Origin of the sequence: Pelagimonas varians, assembly GCF_003208435.1 — a bacterium.
Taxonomy (GTDB): domain Bacteria; phylum Pseudomonadota; class Alphaproteobacteria; order Rhodobacterales; family Rhodobacteraceae; genus Pelagimonas; species Pelagimonas varians.
Map to the genome: position 1 here is coordinate 109170 of NZ_QKMF01000004.1, position 17170 is coordinate 126339.

The window sequence follows — 17170 nt, forward strand, 5'->3', positions numbered from 1 at the left end:
GCGAAAATACATCAAAAACACATCAATGACCCATCGCTTTCCCATCAAAGAAATTGCCAGACAATCCGGTTTGAGCACAGCAACGGTTGACCGTGCTATCAACAAACGTGCCCATGTCAGTCCGCAGACGAAAACGCGGGTCGCGGCGGCCATTTGTGAACTGGAGGGACAAGAGGCTCAACTGGCCGCGCGGGGACGCCGTTTGTTCTTTGACTTTGTTATCGAAGCGCCGGAGCGGTTTAGTCGAGAGGTACGGCAGGCCACAGAGCATGTGTTGCCGCGCATTGGTGGGGCAGTGTGCCGCCCCCGGTTTTTGATGCAGGAAATTATGACCGAGCAGGACGTCTTGCAGGCCCTAATGCGTATTTCGAAACGCGGCAGTCACGGCGTGTGCCTAAAGGTGCGCGATGTCCCTGCCATCAGAGCCGCCGTCGATAATCTGGTGGCATCCGGTATCCCCGTGGTCACTCTGGTTACGGATCTGAGTGAAACACAGCGCATCGCCTATGTGGGTTTGGACAATCAAAGCGCTGGACGCACGGCGGCCTATCTGATTTCCAAAACGATAGGAGACGTCTGCGGGACGGTCTTGACTTCCAGAAGCAACGACCGGTTTTTAGGCGAAGAAGAGCGAGAAGCAGCTTTTGTCGCGACGTTGAACAGGCTGTGCCCAAGGATCCGCATTTGTGATCTGAGCGGCGGAAGTGGCGTCCATTTTGAAACCTCCCGGGTCATGCATGACGCTATGGAAGGGCTGGAGCATTTCTCAGCCGTCTACTCCATGGGCGGAGGCAATCCTGCAATTCTGAGCGTTCTGGAACAGCATGGCCTTTTGCCAGACATCTATGTGGCCCACGATCTGGACAAGGACAATCGGAGGCTCTTGGATGCAGGGCAGCTTGATTTCGTACTGCATCACGATCTGCGGATCGATCTGGAGAATGTGTTCCAAGCCTTGCTCCGGTATCACAAGCTCATCTCTGGAGATTTAAGTGCAACGATGTCCAACGTTCAAATCGTAACACCTGAAAACGTTCCGGCCTCGCATCGGCGGCCAATCAATCCCAGCCAGGCGCGAAGACAAAATTCTGTTGTTCCGGCCGAAAGGAAGGTGAAAGATCCAAAAGGCTCTGTACAGCAGTAGATTGCCGCGCATGCCGAGGCTGCGAAGGGCTGCGGCCAGGCCAAAATGTGATACCCAGTATTTGTATCTGTGCTACGATCACTGCGCACTTTCAGATCGGACGGAATGCATGCGCATTTGGGCCGAAATGGCACTGATGTCGAGACGCAGGTTTGGATGAACATCTGGTCAGCAGCATAGGTGCATGCACTGTGGCAGTTGCGGCGCGTATTGACTTCAATCACCATCGCCCGAAATCAAGCCTTGCTCGCATAACCCTGAGGCGGGATGACAGATCGAAGGAATGCCAAAACCTGAACAGGGCGAACCGGAAATATCGGGTTCACTCGGGAGCAATTCAATCCCTTTGCAAAGAAAGGACGCCCCCATCTGGGCGCTGACCAAACGGGGGATTTTTTGCTCCACTGCTGACGTCACTCGCGGTGCGTTTGTTGAAAGGAGGGACCTTAAGCCTCAATTGTGCAAGATATAGTTGGCCGCTTTCTCTGCAATCATGATGGTTGGAGAGTTTGTATTGCCGGAGGTTATCGTCGGCATGACCGAGGCGTCCACAACACGCAGCCCATGAACCCCTTTGACACGCAAATGAGTGTCCACCACAGCACTGTCATCAGCGCCCATGCGGCACGTTCCAACCGGGTGGAAGATCGTCGTGCCGATGTCGCCGGCAACCTTGGCCAGATCCTCGTCTGATTGGTAGGCCGCACCAGGTTTGATTTCCGACGGGTTGTACTTGCGCATGACGTTTTGGTTGGCAATGTCACGGGCCAACCGAATGGCACGCACTGCAACGAGTTTGTCGGCCTCGGTGCTCAGGTATTTGGGGTCAATTGACGGATGCGCCTTGGGATCCTTGGACGTGATATGGATGGAACCCCGGCTGGTCGGACGAAGTGGAACAACGCTGGCGGTGAAGGCAGGGAAGGGGTGCAGCGGATCTCCAAACTTCTCTAGTGACAAGGGTTGGACATGAAACTCAAGGTCTGCGGTTTCGACCTCGGGGCCCGATTTAGCGAATATGCCGAGCTGGCTAGGTGCCATGGACATGGGGCCTGACCGTGTCAGCATGTATTCAAGCCCGATCCCAATTCTACCCATTAAGGACCCCGCGCGCTGGTTCAGCGTTTTGACACCTTCGACCCGAAAAGCCGCACGCAATTGCAAATGGTCCTGCAAATTTTCACCAACAGAATCATTTTGATGCAGCACCTCTATGCCATGGCTGCGCAAATGCTCCGGATTTCCGATCCCTGACAGTTCCAATAGCTGCGGAGATCCCACCGCGCCAGCGGAGAGGATCACCTCGCCGTTTGTCATGTATCGGGTGATGCTATCACCAATCTCCACCTCGACACCCACCGCGCGCTTGCCCTCAAACAACACGCGCCGCGCCTGTGCGTTGGTCACAATTTTGAGGTTAGGCCGCTTCCGGACGGGCCGCAAAAAACCCTTGGACGTGTTCCAGCGCCATCCATCACGCTGGTTTACGCGGAAATAGGCCGAGCCTTCATTGTCGCCGCGATTGAAATCTTCGACCTTGGCGATGCCCGCCTCTGCAGCGGCGTCGCGATAGGCATCAAGAATTTCCCAAGTCAGCCGCTGCTCTTCGACCCGCCATTCGCCCCCGGCACCGTGCATGTCATCTGCACCGGCATAATAGTCTTCAGATTTCTTGAAATAGGGTAGGACATCCTCCCAGCCCCAGCCGACATTGCCCATTTGCTGCCAAGTGTCATAGTCATTTGCTTGGCCTCGCATGTAGATCATACCGTTGATCGAGGAACAGCCGCCCAAGACACGCCCGCGCGGATAGTTTAAAGCCCGGCCATTCAATCCTTCCTGCTTGCTGGTTTGAAACCCCCAATCCGTTCTTGGATTGCCCATGCAATACAGATACCCGACGGGAATGTGGATCCAGATATAGTTATCCTTTCCCCCGGCCTCGAGAAGGAGCACCTTGTTTGCGGGGTTTTCCGAAAGGCGATTGGCCAGCACGCAGCCTGCCGAACCCCCACCGACGATCACGTAGTCGAATTCTTCTGAGCTTTGTGACATATGTTCAACTTTCAGCTTTGGACGGCACGCGCGTGACGGCTATTTAGATTGTTTGGGAATGCCAGTTCGGCTTGTGATCCTTATCGACAAGCACGGCACGCACACCCTCGTTGAGGTCCGGATGACGTATTGCGCGGCGCATGGCTTCGAATTCTTGCTTCAGACAGTCTGACAGGGACCGGTCCTGTCCGCTTCGTAGCAGCGTCAAAGTTTCGTGCAGACTACGGGGCGACGCATTTCTCAGTGCGATCAATGCCTTTTTCTTGGACTTGGACTGATGTTGTTCCAAACAATCGAAGATCGTACACAGCGTTGGTTGATCAAAACACATGGTGGTATCGGCCAGCATCAGAACGCTTGGTTGATAGCCAAGTGTTGCACATTGATCAGACAGAATATTTTCAATTGAGCGCGGGCCAGTGCACAGTTCATCCAAAATTCGCGGCAAGGATTCCGCAACCGTCATATGCGACGAAATGCCAAGCGCGTGAGCGTCAAACCCGCGAACCGACGCGCCGGTCAAGCCCATCCAAACTCCGAAATGATGCGGCATGCGAGACAAGAAATAGCTTCCGCCCACATCTGGAATGAACCCAATAGCGGTTTCAGGCATGGCAAAAACGGCACGTTCAGTCGCAATACGATAAGTCCCATGAACCGAAAGCCCCATGCCGCCGCCCATACATATTCCGTCTATCAATGAGATAAAGGGTTTGGGAAAATCCGCGATCCTTTCTATCAGCGTGTATTCTTCGTGAAAGAACTGTTCGGCAGAATCGAAACGTCCCTCAAGGCATAATTCACGAATGCGGCGCATGTCACCACCGGCGCAAAACGCACGCTCACTGGTGGATTGCAGCACCACGCAGTGGATATCCGGGTCAGCCTGAAACCGGTCCAGCGCCTTGTCGATGTCGCGGATCATCCCTAAATTCAGAGCATTCATTGCCTTGGGCCGATCCAGGGCGATGATCCCAGCCCGGCCATGTTTTTCAGCGGCTATAAAAGACATTCTCTTGCTCTCCCTAAATCAGCAATTGCGAAAAACGGGAGCGCGTTTGGCGATAAACGCAGCCATACCTTCTTTTTGACCTTCAGTCGCAAAGGCGGCCTGAAACAAGCGGCGCTCATGCAACACACCTGCGGACAGTCCTGTTTCTAAAGAATAGTTGACCGCTTCTTTGGCCATCGCAACGGCAGGGGCGTTCAGGCCCGCGATTTGGTAGGCTGCCTCGAGAGCGGTTTGCAGCAAATCTCCGGTCGGAACCACTCTGGCTACGATCCCGGCACTTTTGGCTTCGTCAACGCCGATGGTGCGACCGGTCAGAATCAAATCCATAGCCAGTGCTTTGCCAATTGATTTTGTCAGCCGCTGTGAGCCGCCAATTCCCGGTAGAATTCCCAACTTGATTTCAGGTAAGCCGAATTGCGCATCTTCAGTGGCGATAATGAAATCGCACATCAGGGCCAGTTCGAACCCACCGCCCAACGCAAACCCGCTGACTGCGGCAATCACCGGCTTTTTGACAAACCGCATCTGATCCCACTCGGCGAAAATGTCATTTCCGAGCAATTCGACCAATGTCTTTTCGGCCATTTCTTCGATGTCCGCACCCGCCGCAAAGGCGCGCGGGCTGCCAGTGATGACAACGGCCCCGATCCGATCATCCGCGTCAAAGCTCTTCAGCGTCTGCATGACCTCTTTGGCCAGTTGAAGGTTCAGAGCATTCAGGCTCTTGGGACGGTTCAAGGTGATCAGTCCGACACTGCCGCGGCGTTCGACGATGATTTCTTCAAGTGCGGTCGAAGCCGGTTCTGCGGTGGCTGCTGCAACCAGTTCTGTTTTGGGTGCGGCTTCGGAGGTCAATTTGGATTTTGTATTGCTGCTTGTCATGGTCTTTTCCCGGAATTTTTATTCAGCGTTTCAGACCGAATTCGGTCCAGTGAGTGCCTTCTGCTGGCGCTTCATCAGTGTGTTTGGCTTTGGCCGAGACATTCTGGTCATAGGCTTCAAAATCCGCCATTTTCTCGGCCAAAATGGCCTCCCTGTGCTGGTTGAGCCCCGGGGCCACCTGAGGTTCAGTGGGATCAATGTCTTTGTAGGCATCCAGCTTGATAGGGTTGCCCGCTGTTCGGAACGGCTTTTTGCCCGCCCCCTCGACCTGTACGATCATGTTACGGGACAAAAGCTGTGGATGATCCAAAAGACGATCGATCGTATTGATTGGCGCGCAGGGGACACCGGCCTCATTCAATGCGTCCAGCCAATGTTCTACGGGTTTCTTCGATGTCACGGCCTCGATTGCAGCAACCATTTTGGGGCGGTTGCGCACCCGCAAATCATTGGTCGCAAAGTCCGGTGCCATTGCCAACGCCGGGGCATCGAGAGCGTCCGCCATCAGCAAGAACAATTGATCATTACCGGCGGCGATGACAAAGCGCTCGTCCTCCGCCTGAAAGGTTTCAAACGGGGCCAGAGACGGGTGGCAATCGCCGGTGCGCGTGGGCACCGTTCCCTCGACATCATAACGCGCCAATGCGGTTTCCATCAGAGCCGCCTGACAATCCAGCATGCCGATATCTACCCGTTCACCCTGCGCATTTTTGGTCCGTTTGTAGAGAGCAGACAAGATGCCGATGACACCAAACAGAGCTGCACCCAGATCCCCGAAGCTGGTGCCGACACGCGCAGGTCGTGCGCCAGGCCAGCCGGTCAAGCTCATAACGCCGCCCATCGCCTGAACCACCATGTCGTAGCCCGGCAAATCCGTCATCGGCCCGGAATGTCCAAAACCGGAAATCGAGGCGTAGATCAAATGTGGATGCGTCTTCGCCAACCGGTCAGAGCCATAGCCCAACCGATCCATTACACCAGGCCGGAAGTTTTCAACAAGAATGTCAGAGGTGTCCAACAAGCGCTCTAATAGTTCACGATCCCGTGGTGATTTGACGTCCAGCACGATGCTTTCTTTACCGCGATTGAAGCACATGAAATATGCGCTTTCGGCGTCGACAAAGGGGGGGAAGGCGCGGGTATCGTCGCCTGTCCCGAATTTTTCAACCTTGATCACCCGCGCGCCAAGATCCGCTAGAACCATGGTGCAATACGGGCCAGCCAGAACGCGCGAAAAATCAAGTACTGTGATCCCGGAAAGAGGGCCGCCCTCTAGCTTTTCATCTTCAGGTTTTTGCATTTTATTCGCTCCTCCTTAGGGGGTCACTTGGCGACAGGCATGGCGAATTCTGCCCCCTTGGCGATGCTTTCCGGCCAGCGCTGCATCAGGGATTTCTGTTTGGTGTAGAACCGCACGCCTTCTTCGCCATAGGCATGCATGTCGCCGAACAGACTTTTCTTCCAACCACCAAAGCCGTGCCAGGCCATAGGCACAGGCAAAGGCACATTGATGCCCACCATTCCGACCTGAATCTTGCGGCCAAATTCGCGCGCTGCATTGCCATCACGGGTGAACAGGCTGACACCGTTTCCGAATTCATGATCGTTGATCAGTTGAACCCCTTCGGCAAAATCTTTGACACGGACACAGGCCAAAACTGGGCCAAAGATTTCCTCTTTGTAGATTGTCATATCCCGAGTGACATTGTCGAAGAGTGTGCCGCCCATCCAATAGCCATCTTCATGGCCTTCAAGGGTAAAGCCGCGTCCGTCAACAATCAGGTCGGCACCTTCTTCGACACCTTTGGCGATATAGCCGGTGATGCGCTCATGAGCGGCCTTGGACACAATGGGGCCCATTTCGGCGTCCATCTCGACACCGTTCTTGACCTTGAGCTGCGCCAGTCGGTCTTTGAGCATCGGTACAATTTTGTCAGCCACGTCGCCGACCAAAGTGGCTACGGAAATGGCCATGCAACGCTCTCCGGCCGAGCCATAGGCCGCGCCCATTAGTGCATCCACTGCTTTTTCGAGATCCGCATCTGGCATAACCAACATGTGGTTTTTGGCCCCGCCGAGTGCCTGCACGCGCTTGCCATGACGTGCACCGGTTTCGTAAATGTAATTTGCAATTGGGGTTGATCCAACAAAGGACACTGCCTGCACATCGGGATGTTCCAGCAAGGCGTCAACTGCGACCTTGTCACCCTGAACGACGTTGAAAACGCCATCCGGGAAACCGGCCTCTTTCATAAGCGCTGCGTATAGGAGCGAGGGGGTCGGATCCGTTGGGGAGGGTTTGAGAACAAACGTGTTTCCAGCAGCAATCGCAACCGGGAACATCCACATCGGAACCATGACTGGAAAGTTGAACGGCGTCACACCGGCGACCACGCCCAAAGGCTGACGCATTGTCCAATTGTCGATTCCAGTCGAAACCTGATCGGTGAAGTAGCCTTTCAACAGCTGAGGCATACCACAAGCGAATTCGACGATATCTATGCCGCGCTCCACTTCTCCACGCGCATCCGTAAAGACCTTGCCATGCTCTGCCGTGATAGCCCGAGCCAGTTTGTCTTTGTTTTCATTCAGTAAGTTCAGAAAATTGTTCATTAGTCGCGCTCGACGGATCGGGGGCATGTCTGACCAGGCGGGAAAAGCGGCCTTGGCAGCAGCGACGGCTTTGTCCACGTCCGAAGTGGTGGCAAGATCCACGTTTCCGGTCACTGCGCCCGTTGCAGGGTTAAACACGTCCTGAGTATTTGTGCGTGTTCCAGCAAACTTTTCGCCATTGATGTAGTGGCCGATTTCTGTGGTCGTCATGGTCTATTCCTCCTGAGCTTAGGGGGACATTCACCAATGGAACTTCAAAAATCCAATGACTAATGATGTGAGGTGATATAAGCCTGATTTATATGAAGCCAATCTCTGACATCCGCATCCTGAACGCTTTTGTGACTGTCGCCCAAGAGGGCAGTGTTTCGCGCGCGGCAAAACGACTACATCTCACCCAACCTGCGGTCAGCCTTCAACTGAAGCGTTTGAGCCAAGACATCGGGATGGAGCTATTCCACCGGACGCCGAAGGGTGTGAAATTGACACGGGATGGCGAAGCACTTGTCGTTAAAGCAGAAAAAATACAGGCAGCGATTGCCGAGTTTGGACAAACAGCCCGACGGATCAACGGCAATGTCCGGGGAACTTTGCGACTAGGGACCATTGTGGACCCGGACTTCATTCGGCTCGGGGCATTTCTGGCGGCACTGGTCAATGGATATCCCGACCTGCATACCAAGCTCATGCATGGCATCAGCGGCGACATCATAAAGCACCTGATCGAGGGGCACGTGGATGTAGGTTTTTTTCTGGGTGAGTTGAGCAGCTATGAGCCGGAGGGTGAAAACCAGAAGGAATCGATTTTCTACCAACGAGAATTGACCAATTTCACCTATCGCGTCATTGCACCTGCTGGTTGGGGGAAACGTATTGCCGACAAAGATTGGAACGAACTGGCGGCAATGCCTTGGATCGGGACACCAACGCAATCGGTTCACCATCAATTGATAGCGCGTATCTACGCCGGTCAGGATAACAAACCTGACCCGGTTTGCCTTGTGGATCAGGAACCCTCAATGTTGGCGATGGTTCGATCTGGCATAGGGCTTAGTCTATGTAGAGAGTCGATTGCTTTGGAGGAAAGGCAGTCTCGTGGCCTGGCGATTTCAAACAGGGTGAAAATCGAAACGTCCCTGCGCTTCGTCACTCTTGCCTCCCGTAAATCGGACCCAAATGTTATGGCTGCATTTGAGGCCTTGGATGCCACATGGCGCTAATTAGCCGCTGCGCACAGTTTCCGTGGTTCGCAAGGTAGCATTCGGTCATGGGCTGCACCTGATCATCCGGTCCATATCGCTTTTGAGTGGCAGGCCATGGACATCAAGACGGTCAGGGTGAATGGCCCGCGGGCGGGTGATCATTCCTACGAACACTATGTGCCTGATCGCATAGGCCTCCGATGGCGTTCAAACGGCGGCGTGATAGGCTGATCCGCAGTGATAAAAGCGGCCCAGATCATGGGGCTTTCAGTACAGCGTTAGAACCCGTACTTGTTTGGGCACTCTACCGAAAGGACTGCTGTCGCATTTGAGGGGAGGGGGCCAACTGCCGGATGTCGTGACAGCCAACTGCTGCGACAGCCTGCTTCGCGACCGGTAAAACGGGCCGCTTGGGGGAGGCCCTCAGCACAAGTTTCCAGATCTCAAAAGTTGACCTCAGCGCGATCACATTTTGCGTAGATATGCCCATGAGACATGTCCCTTAAGCCCCCGGGCCTTTTTCAAAGACACATTGCACCAGCGGGTCGCGCCGGTCTGTTGGCAGCTGTGGACACGCAAGGCGGTTCCGTTCGGAAGGCCTAGGATCACTTTGTAACCAATTCCGGGTCCTGCCCGTAATTTCAACATATCATCGTTATCGACGCCAAAGACCTCGTAGTTTCCAAGCGAGCCTGCTGCTGCCGGTTTAGGATCTAAGGTGGTCCCCAATGCAATTGCGATCAACGCGACAAAGATTACTCTGCTCATCGTTCTCTCCTGTGGCCAGTTTTACCTATGGGTGTAGTCTTTTGAACCACTAAAGGAAATCACCCTTAGAGGGGGGATTATCGGTAAGGTCGGGTGACCGGCGCGAATGCGGCTCGCTGTCAGATGAAATCCAATTGCGCCGCATAGAAGGTGAATGCCTGCTTAGGTGAGGCTCCTGCGTAGCGTTTTTCAATATTCGCATGGACCGGTCTAGGGCGTTTCGCCCAAAGAATTTGGCTTTTCGAAGGGCGAAAAGACCCTGCCAATTCGGTGCAATAAACTCCTATCCGACAAAAGTCATTTTCACCATTCCAGTTGTGCGAGGTCAAAGGGGGCAAATGACATAACCGGAGGACTGAGACATGCGGTTCTGGCCCAAAGCGGCGGTTCAGCGGTTCAATTTCCCGCCCCTTGCCAACAAAATCCAGTGTACCGCAGCGCCAATAAATCACGCCGGTAGGTGCTCTATTCACGGTGGAGGCGAGGGAGCGAACGGGGTGTTTTCGGCCAGATGACGTCGGGTTTGGCGGCGGTTCACAGCGAAAAAAGCGCTGTGATGATAGATATGCCCTCGTTCAATGCGCACCGCCCTTAACAAGCGCTCCGCGAACACGACATAGGTCGACCAAGCACAGCTACGAAAAGCCGCTTAAACTAAAATCAGCAGCATTTTAACCAAGACCCGATCTTGTCGAAAAAGGCAGGACCATTTCATTTTTCTACAGTTGGACGTGTAATCAAAAGCGTCCTAAAGCTTGCGCAGAACATCCAAGATCTTAGGGTGGAGAATGCCGCTCAGAGGTCGTCCTGAACGTGTGTACAGCTTAAGTGTGTTCGATCGTCGTGTGTGGTAGGGATCATTTACGTCTCAAACAACTACGTCTTTTCAGCGACGTGTGCACTCGGGATGCGAGTGGCGGAGAGACAGGGATTCGAACCCTGGGAACCCGTGAAGGCTCAACGGTTTTCGAGACCGCCCCGTTCGACCACTCCGGCACCTCTCCGCGGGGATCTTGGTGTGGGGCGTTTAGACCGCGTTGTCGGGGCTTGCAACAAGAAATTTACACAATCCGCTCATGTATGAGCTGCCCCCTTGGAAAACTTGTCCGCGAGGCCTACCGTTAAAGGGAATACAATAGAAGGATTCAGGGATGTTTCGCCGTTTTTTTGCTGGGTTGATGGTTTTGACACTGGCTTTCCCCCTTCATGCCGCTCCGTCGGACGACGTGCTTGATGCGCTTGAACTTGACCAATTGTTGGACATCATGCGTGAAGAGGGCGTGCTTTATGGCTCCGAAATGGCAACCGACCTGTTTGCTGGCGGTGAAAATGCGCGCTGGCAGGGGATTTTGGAGGAAATCTATGACACCAGTAAAATGGATCAACTGGTTCGCCGCAATTTCGGCGAAGTCTTGGGCGATACCGATACTGCCGGGATTTTGAACTTTTTTGAATCGGATTTGGGAAAACGTGCGGTGTCCTTGGAGTTGAGCGCGCGGCGCGCAATGATCGATGATAGCGTCGAAGAGGCAGCCCGCGGTTCCTATCATACAGCCGAGGATAGGGTGCTCGACCGGGTGACCGATTTTATTCAGGCCAATGATTTGATCGAGGCGAATGTCACCGGTGCATTAAATGCCTCGTTTCAATTTTATCGCGGTATGGTCGATGGTGGCGGCTTTGAAATGAGCGAAAGTGAGATCTTGTCGGATGTCTGGGCCCAAGAGGCCGAGACCCGTAAAGACACCGAAGAATGGATTTATGGATTCTTGATGATGGCCTATGGCCCGTTGGAAGACGGAGATCTTGAAAAATACACTGCGTTTTCAGCAAGTCCTGAGGGCAGGGCGCTTAACCGCGCGCTGTTCGCGGGGTTCAACGCCATGTATGACGAAATCTCCTACGCCTTGGGATTAGCGGCAGCCCAGCAATTGCAGGGGCTCGATCTGTAAATCGGCATAAGCATTGCTTGACAAGGCGGCGGGCGCACGTGCATAAGCGCGCTTCAAAGGACGGGGCGATTGCTCCGCCTTTTGTTTTTTGTTGAAACGAACGTCCTTGGCGGGACGCGCGGTTCTAGGCGGCCTGGGTATTTGCCCTAAGGTCCTGAACGCCCAGAAATGGGGGCCGAAGAACGCGATATGAAAGGAAACACGCGATGTTCGCGGTACTCAAGACCGGCGGCAAGCAATATAAAGTCCAGGCGGGTGATATCCTCCGTGTGGAAAAGCTGGCTGCTGATGCGGGCGAAACCGTCCAGTTCAACGACATTTTGATGATTGGCGGCGAAAGCACTGCCATTGGCGCGCCTTTTGTGGCTGGCGCTGGTGTTCAGGCGGAAATCGTCGACCAGATCAAAGGCGAAAAGACCATCAACTTCGTCATGCGTCGCCGTAAGCACGGCTCGCAGCGTACCAAGGGTCACCGTCAGCAGCTTACTTTGCTGCGTATCACAGACATCTTGGCCTCTGGCGCAGATGCATCCGGCGTAAAAGCTGCTGTTGGCGCGGGCTCCGCACCAAAAGCCGCTGCTCCGGCCGCTGCTGCTCCTCAAAAAGCGGCTGCGGCTGCTGGTGCAGATGATCTGACCGAGATCACTGGTGTCGGCCCCGCCGCCGCCAAAAAGCTGGTAGACGCCGGCATCACAACTTTTGCACAACTTGCAGCAGTTGACGCGGACACCTTTGAAGGTGCCAAAGTCAAAGCTGAGTGGGTTGAGCAAGCCAAAACACTGGCCTAAGGCTAAGGAGAGCAACACATGGCACATAAAAAAGCTGGCGGTTCCTCCCGCAACGGTCGCGACTCAGCTGGTCGCCGTCTTGGTGTGAAATTGTACGGTGGCCAAGCGGCTATTCCGGGCAATATCGTCGTGCGTCAGCGCGGAACCAAGTTTTGGCCGGGCGAAGGCGTAGGCATGGGCAAAGATCACACAATCTTTGCAACTGTCGAAGGCGCAGTCACCTTCCGCAAAGGCCTGAAAGGCCGAACCTTTATTTCGGTGCTTCCAGTGGCGGAGGCCGCTGAATAAGCCGACCTAGAGGTCTACAAGACAATTAGGGGATCGGCAGTGCCGGTCCCCTTTTCGTTTTGAATACGGGAATGTGGGCAAAACCAGTCACAAAATCGCCAAGCCGGCGGTTTAACCGTTCCCCAATGCCTATGTATTACAGGCAATGCACAGGAGGAGAGTGCAGATGAGCCTAGATCAAATCCAAGACCAACCAGTTGTTGAAACTGAGCGGTTTGACCTGCGTCCCGTTCGGCGGTCAGACATTGGCCTGTTGGAGCATTACGCGGGTGAAGTGCGCGTAGCGCAAATGACCCCGACCATCCCTCATCCATTGCCGCCCGGTGTCGTTGAGGCAATGATTGATCGGGCCGCAGGGTCTGACCGGGACGAAGATGTCTGGGTCATCGATGCCACTAAGGTCGGCGGTGCCGAAGTTATGGGGGCGATCACGCTGAAACGGATGGACCGCAAACAATCCGAAGTTGGCTATTGGGTTGCGCCATTGTTTTGGAACACTGGGTTGGCCTCTGAAGCTGTCGAAGCTTTGGTGGCAGCAAATCCGATGCAAAACGCGACCATCTTTGCCTCCGTTTTTCAAGACAATCCGGCTTCGGCCCGTGTTTTGACAAATTGCGGTTTTGAATACATCGGTGACGCCGAAGTTTACTGCGTGTCGAGGGCGGCCAAAGTGCCGACCTGGACCTATTTGAAGAAACTTGCGTAGGCTCTGGTTTTGACCAATGGCCGCGCCTAAATTGTCCGGTTGGGTGCGGCTACTGATCCTTGGGCTGAGCGGTGACATCGCAAAACCCAAGGCCAAGGGGGATGGCCCAATTGGCACTCTGTGCTATTTTCATGCGCTGTGCCGACGCCTTGGGCAAGGAAGCGCTAGTAAACAGTGTTTGTTTGATGAAAGAACGGCGGCAATGACGCAAGCCCGCTTGAGAAAACCGCCCATCCCCGCTACACCGCCCGAACCCTATAGTGAAAGCCCTGTCCGATGAAATTCCTCGATCTTTGCAAAGTCTACATCCGCTCTGGTGGCGGGGGCAATGGCTGCATCAGTTTCCGCCGCGAGAAGTTCATCGAATACGGTGGGCCGGATGGCGGCGATGGCGGACGGGGCGGCAGTGTCTGGGTCGAGGCCGTAGACGGCTTGAACACATTGATCGATTTTCGGTATCAGCAGCATTGGTTTGCTGGCAACGGGCAGTCTGGTGCGGGCCGTGGGCGTACTGGCAAAGATGGTGAAGACATCATTTTGCGCGCGCCGGTTGGCACCGAAATTATCGACGAAGATCAGGAAACTGTAATTGCCGACCTGACCGAACTGGGACAGCGCGTTTTGCTGGCCAAAGGCGGCAATGGCGGCTGGGGCAACCTGCATTTCAAAACCTCGACCAATCAGGCACCGCGCCGGGCCAATCCGGGCCAGGACGAGATCAACCGCACCCTTTGGCTGCGCCTGAAATTGATCGCTGACGTGGGTCTTGTGGGTTTGCCAAATGCCGGTAAATCGACTTTTTTGGCTGCGACATCAAACGCGCGCCCCAAGATCGCCGATTATCCGTTTACAACGCTACACCCCAATCTTGGGGTTGTGCTGGTTGATGGCAATGAATTTGTCGTCGCGGATATTCCCGGCCTGATCGAAGGTGCCCATGAAGGGCGTGGTCTTGGTGATCTGTTTTTGGGCCATGTCGAACGCTGCGCCGTGTTGCTGCACTTGATCGACGGCAGCTCAGGCAGTTTGCTTGAGGATTACAAAACGATTTGCTCCGAACTGGAAGCTTATGGCGAAGGGTTGGCTGACAAGCCCCGCGTCACGGTTCTGAACAAGATTGATACGTTGGACGCAGAAGAACGCGCGTTCTTGAAGGACGAGCTGGAAGCGATTGGCGCTGAAAACGTGCTGCTGATGTCAGGTGCTTCTGGCGAAGGCGTAACGGATGTTTTGCGCGCACTGCGCCCCCATGTCGACGCCCGCCGCGCTGCGGATCGCCCTGTTGTTATCGACGAGGAGGAGGACGGGACTTGGCATCCCTGACCGAAGCAAGGCGCGTTGTTATCAAGATCGGTTCGGCGCTTTTGGTCGACCGGAACAGCGGTGATTTGCGCTGCGACTGGCTGGATGCCATCGCAATAGATATCGCAGAATTGCGGGCCTCTGGTGCGGATGTTGTATTGGTTTCCTCGGGGTCTATTGCCTTGGGGCGCAGGATCCTTGGCTTGCCGATGGTTGAGTTGCCTTTGGAGCAAAGCCAAGCTGCAGCAGCGGTTGGACAAATTCGGTTGGCCCGCGCTTGGCAAGAGGCACTTGCCCCACATGATTTGATCACAGCACAGGTCTTGGTCACGCTGGAAGACAGCGCCGACCGCCGCCGGTATTTGAATTCGCGCGCGACACTGTCAACATTGCTTGGCTTTGGGACCGTTCCGATTGTGAATGAAAATGACACAATCGCCACTGATGAAATCCGATATGGGGACAATGACCGTTTGGCGGCCCAAGTCGCGGCAACCGTTGGTGCGGATCTACTTGTGCTCTTGTCGGATGTGGACGGGCTGTACACGGGCAATCCTCAACAGGATCCTACGGCGCAGCGGATTGATATCATTGATCATATCACCCCTGAGATCGAGGCGATGGCCGGTGATGCTGGATCGGGTCTGTCAAAGGGCGGGATGAAAACCAAGGTTTTGGCAGCCAAAACGGCCACCGCGTCTGGCTGCGCAATGATCATCATGCATGGGGCCGAAAATCATCCGCTTCGTCGATTGAAGAACGGTGCTGCAAATACGTTGTTCACACCACAACTTGACCCCTATGCAGCCCGGAAGGGCTGGATATCTGCGATGAAACCCCAAGGGGTTTTGCTGATCGATGATGGCGCAGCCAAGGCCTTGGCATCTGGAAAATCTTTGTTGCCTGCTGGTTTGCGCGGGGTCGAAGGGCGTTTCGGACGCGGCGAACCGGTCGCAATCCAGCTTCCGTCCGGTGAAACGCTGGGGCAGGGGCTTTCGCGCTATACCGCATCCGAGGCGAGGGCCATTGCGGGGCGGCACAGCTCCGAGATTGAGTCCGTTTTAGGATACTCCGGCCGGGCCGTTTTGGTTCATCGCGATGACATGGCACTTTGACAATGCGCTCTGACCCAGCACAAAAACGTTAACACTTTTCCCAACCAAACCCTTCGCAAAAAGGACGCCGTCATGAAAGATCTGACAGACATTCCCGCCCTTATGGCCGACATCGGGGCGCGCGCAAAAGCCGCCTCTGCCGAGCTCGCTTTTGCGCCGGGGCCGGTCAAACAGCGCGCCCTTGAAGCCGCTGCCGATGCAGTATGGGCTGCGCGCGCCGATATCATCGAAGCGAATGCCAAAGACATGGAATTTGGCCGGGGCAAAGGACTGTCTGACGCAATGCTCGACCGGCTGATGCTGGACGAAGGGCGCATTCAAGGCATGGTTGACGGCCTGCGCGCCGTGGCCGCGCAAGATGATCCTGTCGGCAAGGTGACCGAAGAATGGGATCAGCCTTCGGGTTTGAATATTCGCCGGGTACGCACCCCTTTGGGTGTTATTGGCGTGATCTATGAATCGCGGCCAAATGTAACCGCAGACGCTGGTGCGCTTTGTCTTAAGGCTGGCAATGCCGTGATTTTACGCGGAGGTTCGGAAAGCTTTCATTCATCTAGTGCAATCCATGCCTGTTTGGTTGCTGGTTTGCAGGCGGCGGACCTGCCGGAAGATGCCATTCAGTTGATCCCGACCCGTGATCGCGCAGCGGTGCGTGAATTGCTGACCATGACCGAAACTGTTGATGTCATTGTTCCACGCGGGGGAAAAGGCCTTGTGGGGTTGGTCCAACGCGAAGCGCGGGTGCCGGTTTTTGCACACCTTGAGGGGATCGTTCATATTTACGTCGACAAAGCTGCCGATCCAGTCAAAGCGCTGTCTGTTGTGATGAACGCCAAGACGCGCCGTACTGGCATTTGCGGGTCTGCGGAATGCTTGCTTATTCACCGCGATGTCGTTGACACCATTGGTCAAGGGCTGGTCAAGGCATTGCTCGCTGCCGGTGTCGAAGTTCGGGCGGGAGAGGTTCTCAAAGCGATCGAAGGTACGCAAGAAGCCACCGAGGAGGATTGGGGGCGCGAGTATCTGGATATGATTATCGCCGCCAAAGTGGTCGATGATATCGATGCGGCGATTGCCCATATCCGCAAGTATGGCTCAGATCACACCGATTGTATTCTGACCGAAGATGACGCGGCTGCTGATCGGTTCTTTGCCCGGGTGGACAGCGCAATCTTGATGCGAAATGCCTCGACCCAGTTTGCTGATGGTGGCGAATTCGGCATGGGTGCTGAAATTGGCATCGCGACTGGCAAAATGCATGCACGCGGCCCGGTTGGGGCCGCGCAGCTGACGAGTTTCAAGTATCTTGTTGTCGGTGACGGATCGGTCAGACCTTAAACGTC

Annotated in this window: 15 protein-coding genes and 1 tRNA gene; 9 read left to right on the forward strand and 7 right to left on the reverse strand. The window is 54.8% G+C overall.

The genetic code is table 11. The features are described 5' to 3' along the window. Positions 1-25 precede the first annotated feature (25 nt). Entirely contained in the window at positions 26-1144 is a 1119-nt protein-coding gene (locus C8N36_RS06615; RefSeq protein ID WP_097804038.1) for a LacI family DNA-binding transcriptional regulator, read from the forward strand. Positions 1145-1597: 453 nt separating this feature from the next. On the opposite strand, the gene C8N36_RS06625 is transcribed toward C8N36_RS06615, so the two are convergent. The 5 genes from C8N36_RS06625 to C8N36_RS06645 are packed head-to-tail and all read right to left on the reverse strand — an operon-like array spanning position 1598 to position 7916. Then, positions 1598-3199: a GMC family oxidoreductase gene (locus C8N36_RS06625; RefSeq protein WP_097804036.1), complete on the reverse strand. Its 1602-nt coding sequence runs from the start codon at positions 3197-3199 to the stop codon at positions 1598-1600. 43 nt (positions 3200-3242) lie between these two features. Beyond that, positions 3243-4211, reverse strand: coding sequence for an enoyl-CoA hydratase/isomerase family protein (locus C8N36_RS06630; protein ID WP_097804035.1), 969 nt, complete (start codon positions 4209-4211; stop codon positions 3243-3245). Between the two features lie 18 nt (positions 4212-4229). Continuing rightward, the gene (locus tag C8N36_RS06635) at positions 4230-5093 is read right to left on the reverse strand and encodes an enoyl-CoA hydratase-related protein (protein ID WP_097804034.1); all 864 of its coding nucleotides are present in this window, start codon (positions 5091-5093) and stop codon (positions 4230-4232) included. Between the two features lie 22 nt (positions 5094-5115). Then, positions 5116-6393: a CaiB/BaiF CoA transferase family protein gene (locus C8N36_RS06640; RefSeq protein WP_097804033.1), complete on the reverse strand. Its 1278-nt coding sequence runs from the start codon at positions 6391-6393 to the stop codon at positions 5116-5118. A gap of 23 nt (positions 6394-6416) precedes the next feature. After that, positions 6417-7916, reverse strand: coding sequence for a CoA-acylating methylmalonate-semialdehyde dehydrogenase (locus tag C8N36_RS06645; RefSeq protein WP_097804032.1), 1500 nt, complete (start codon positions 7914-7916; stop codon positions 6417-6419). Between the two features lie 92 nt (positions 7917-8008). Here C8N36_RS06645 and C8N36_RS06650 point away from each other — a divergent pair, with 92 nt between their 5' ends. Further along, positions 8009-8926, forward strand: a complete 918-nt coding sequence (locus C8N36_RS06650; RefSeq protein WP_097804031.1) for a LysR family transcriptional regulator — start codon at positions 8009-8011, stop codon at positions 8924-8926. A 447-nt stretch (positions 8927-9373) separates the two neighbouring features. On the opposite strand, the gene C8N36_RS06655 is transcribed toward C8N36_RS06650, so the two are convergent. Then, positions 9374-9676, reverse strand: coding sequence for an SH3 domain-containing protein (locus C8N36_RS06655; RefSeq protein WP_097804030.1), 303 nt, complete (start codon positions 9674-9676; stop codon positions 9374-9376). 914 nt (positions 9677-10590) lie between these two features. Next, positions 10591-10680: transfer RNA gene (locus C8N36_RS06660), tRNA-Ser, on the reverse strand. A gap of 147 nt (positions 10681-10827) precedes the next feature. Here C8N36_RS06660 and C8N36_RS06665 point away from each other — a divergent pair. The 7 genes from C8N36_RS06665 to C8N36_RS06700 all read left to right on the forward strand — a co-directional run bounded on the left by C8N36_RS06665 (position 10828) and on the right by C8N36_RS06700 (position 17165). Then, entirely contained in the window at positions 10828-11628 is an 801-nt protein-coding gene (locus C8N36_RS06665; protein ID WP_097804029.1) for a DUF2059 domain-containing protein, read from the forward strand. A 206-nt stretch (positions 11629-11834) separates the two neighbouring features. Then, on the forward strand, positions 11835-12416 hold the full coding sequence (locus C8N36_RS06670; protein WP_097804028.1) for a 50S ribosomal protein L21: 582 nt from the start codon (positions 11835-11837) through the stop codon (positions 12414-12416). Positions 12417-12434: 18 nt separating this feature from the next. Continuing rightward, positions 12435-12704 (forward strand): 50S ribosomal protein L27, encoded by a 270-nt coding sequence (gene rpmA, locus C8N36_RS06675; protein WP_097804027.1) that lies wholly within the window; start codon positions 12435-12437, stop codon positions 12702-12704. 166 nt (positions 12705-12870) lie between these two features. Continuing rightward, positions 12871-13410 carry a GNAT family N-acetyltransferase gene (locus C8N36_RS06680; RefSeq protein ID WP_097804026.1) on the forward strand — a complete coding sequence of 180 codons (540 nt, stop codon included), beginning with the start codon at positions 12871-12873 and terminating at the stop codon, positions 13408-13410. A gap of 276 nt (positions 13411-13686) precedes the next feature. Continuing rightward, positions 13687-14733: a GTPase ObgE gene (obgE, locus tag C8N36_RS06690; protein ID WP_097804024.1), complete on the forward strand. Its 1047-nt coding sequence runs from the start codon at positions 13687-13689 to the stop codon at positions 14731-14733. After that, positions 14721-15827, forward strand: coding sequence for a glutamate 5-kinase (gene proB / locus C8N36_RS06695; RefSeq protein WP_097804023.1), 1107 nt, complete (start codon positions 14721-14723; stop codon positions 15825-15827). Before obgE ends, proB begins: the two co-directional genes overlap by 13 nt. Before the next feature lie 72 nt (positions 15828-15899). Next, positions 15900-17165, forward strand: a complete 1266-nt coding sequence (locus C8N36_RS06700) for a glutamate-5-semialdehyde dehydrogenase (protein ID WP_097804022.1) — start codon at positions 15900-15902, stop codon at positions 17163-17165. The last annotated feature ends 5 nt before the right edge of the window (positions 17166-17170 follow it).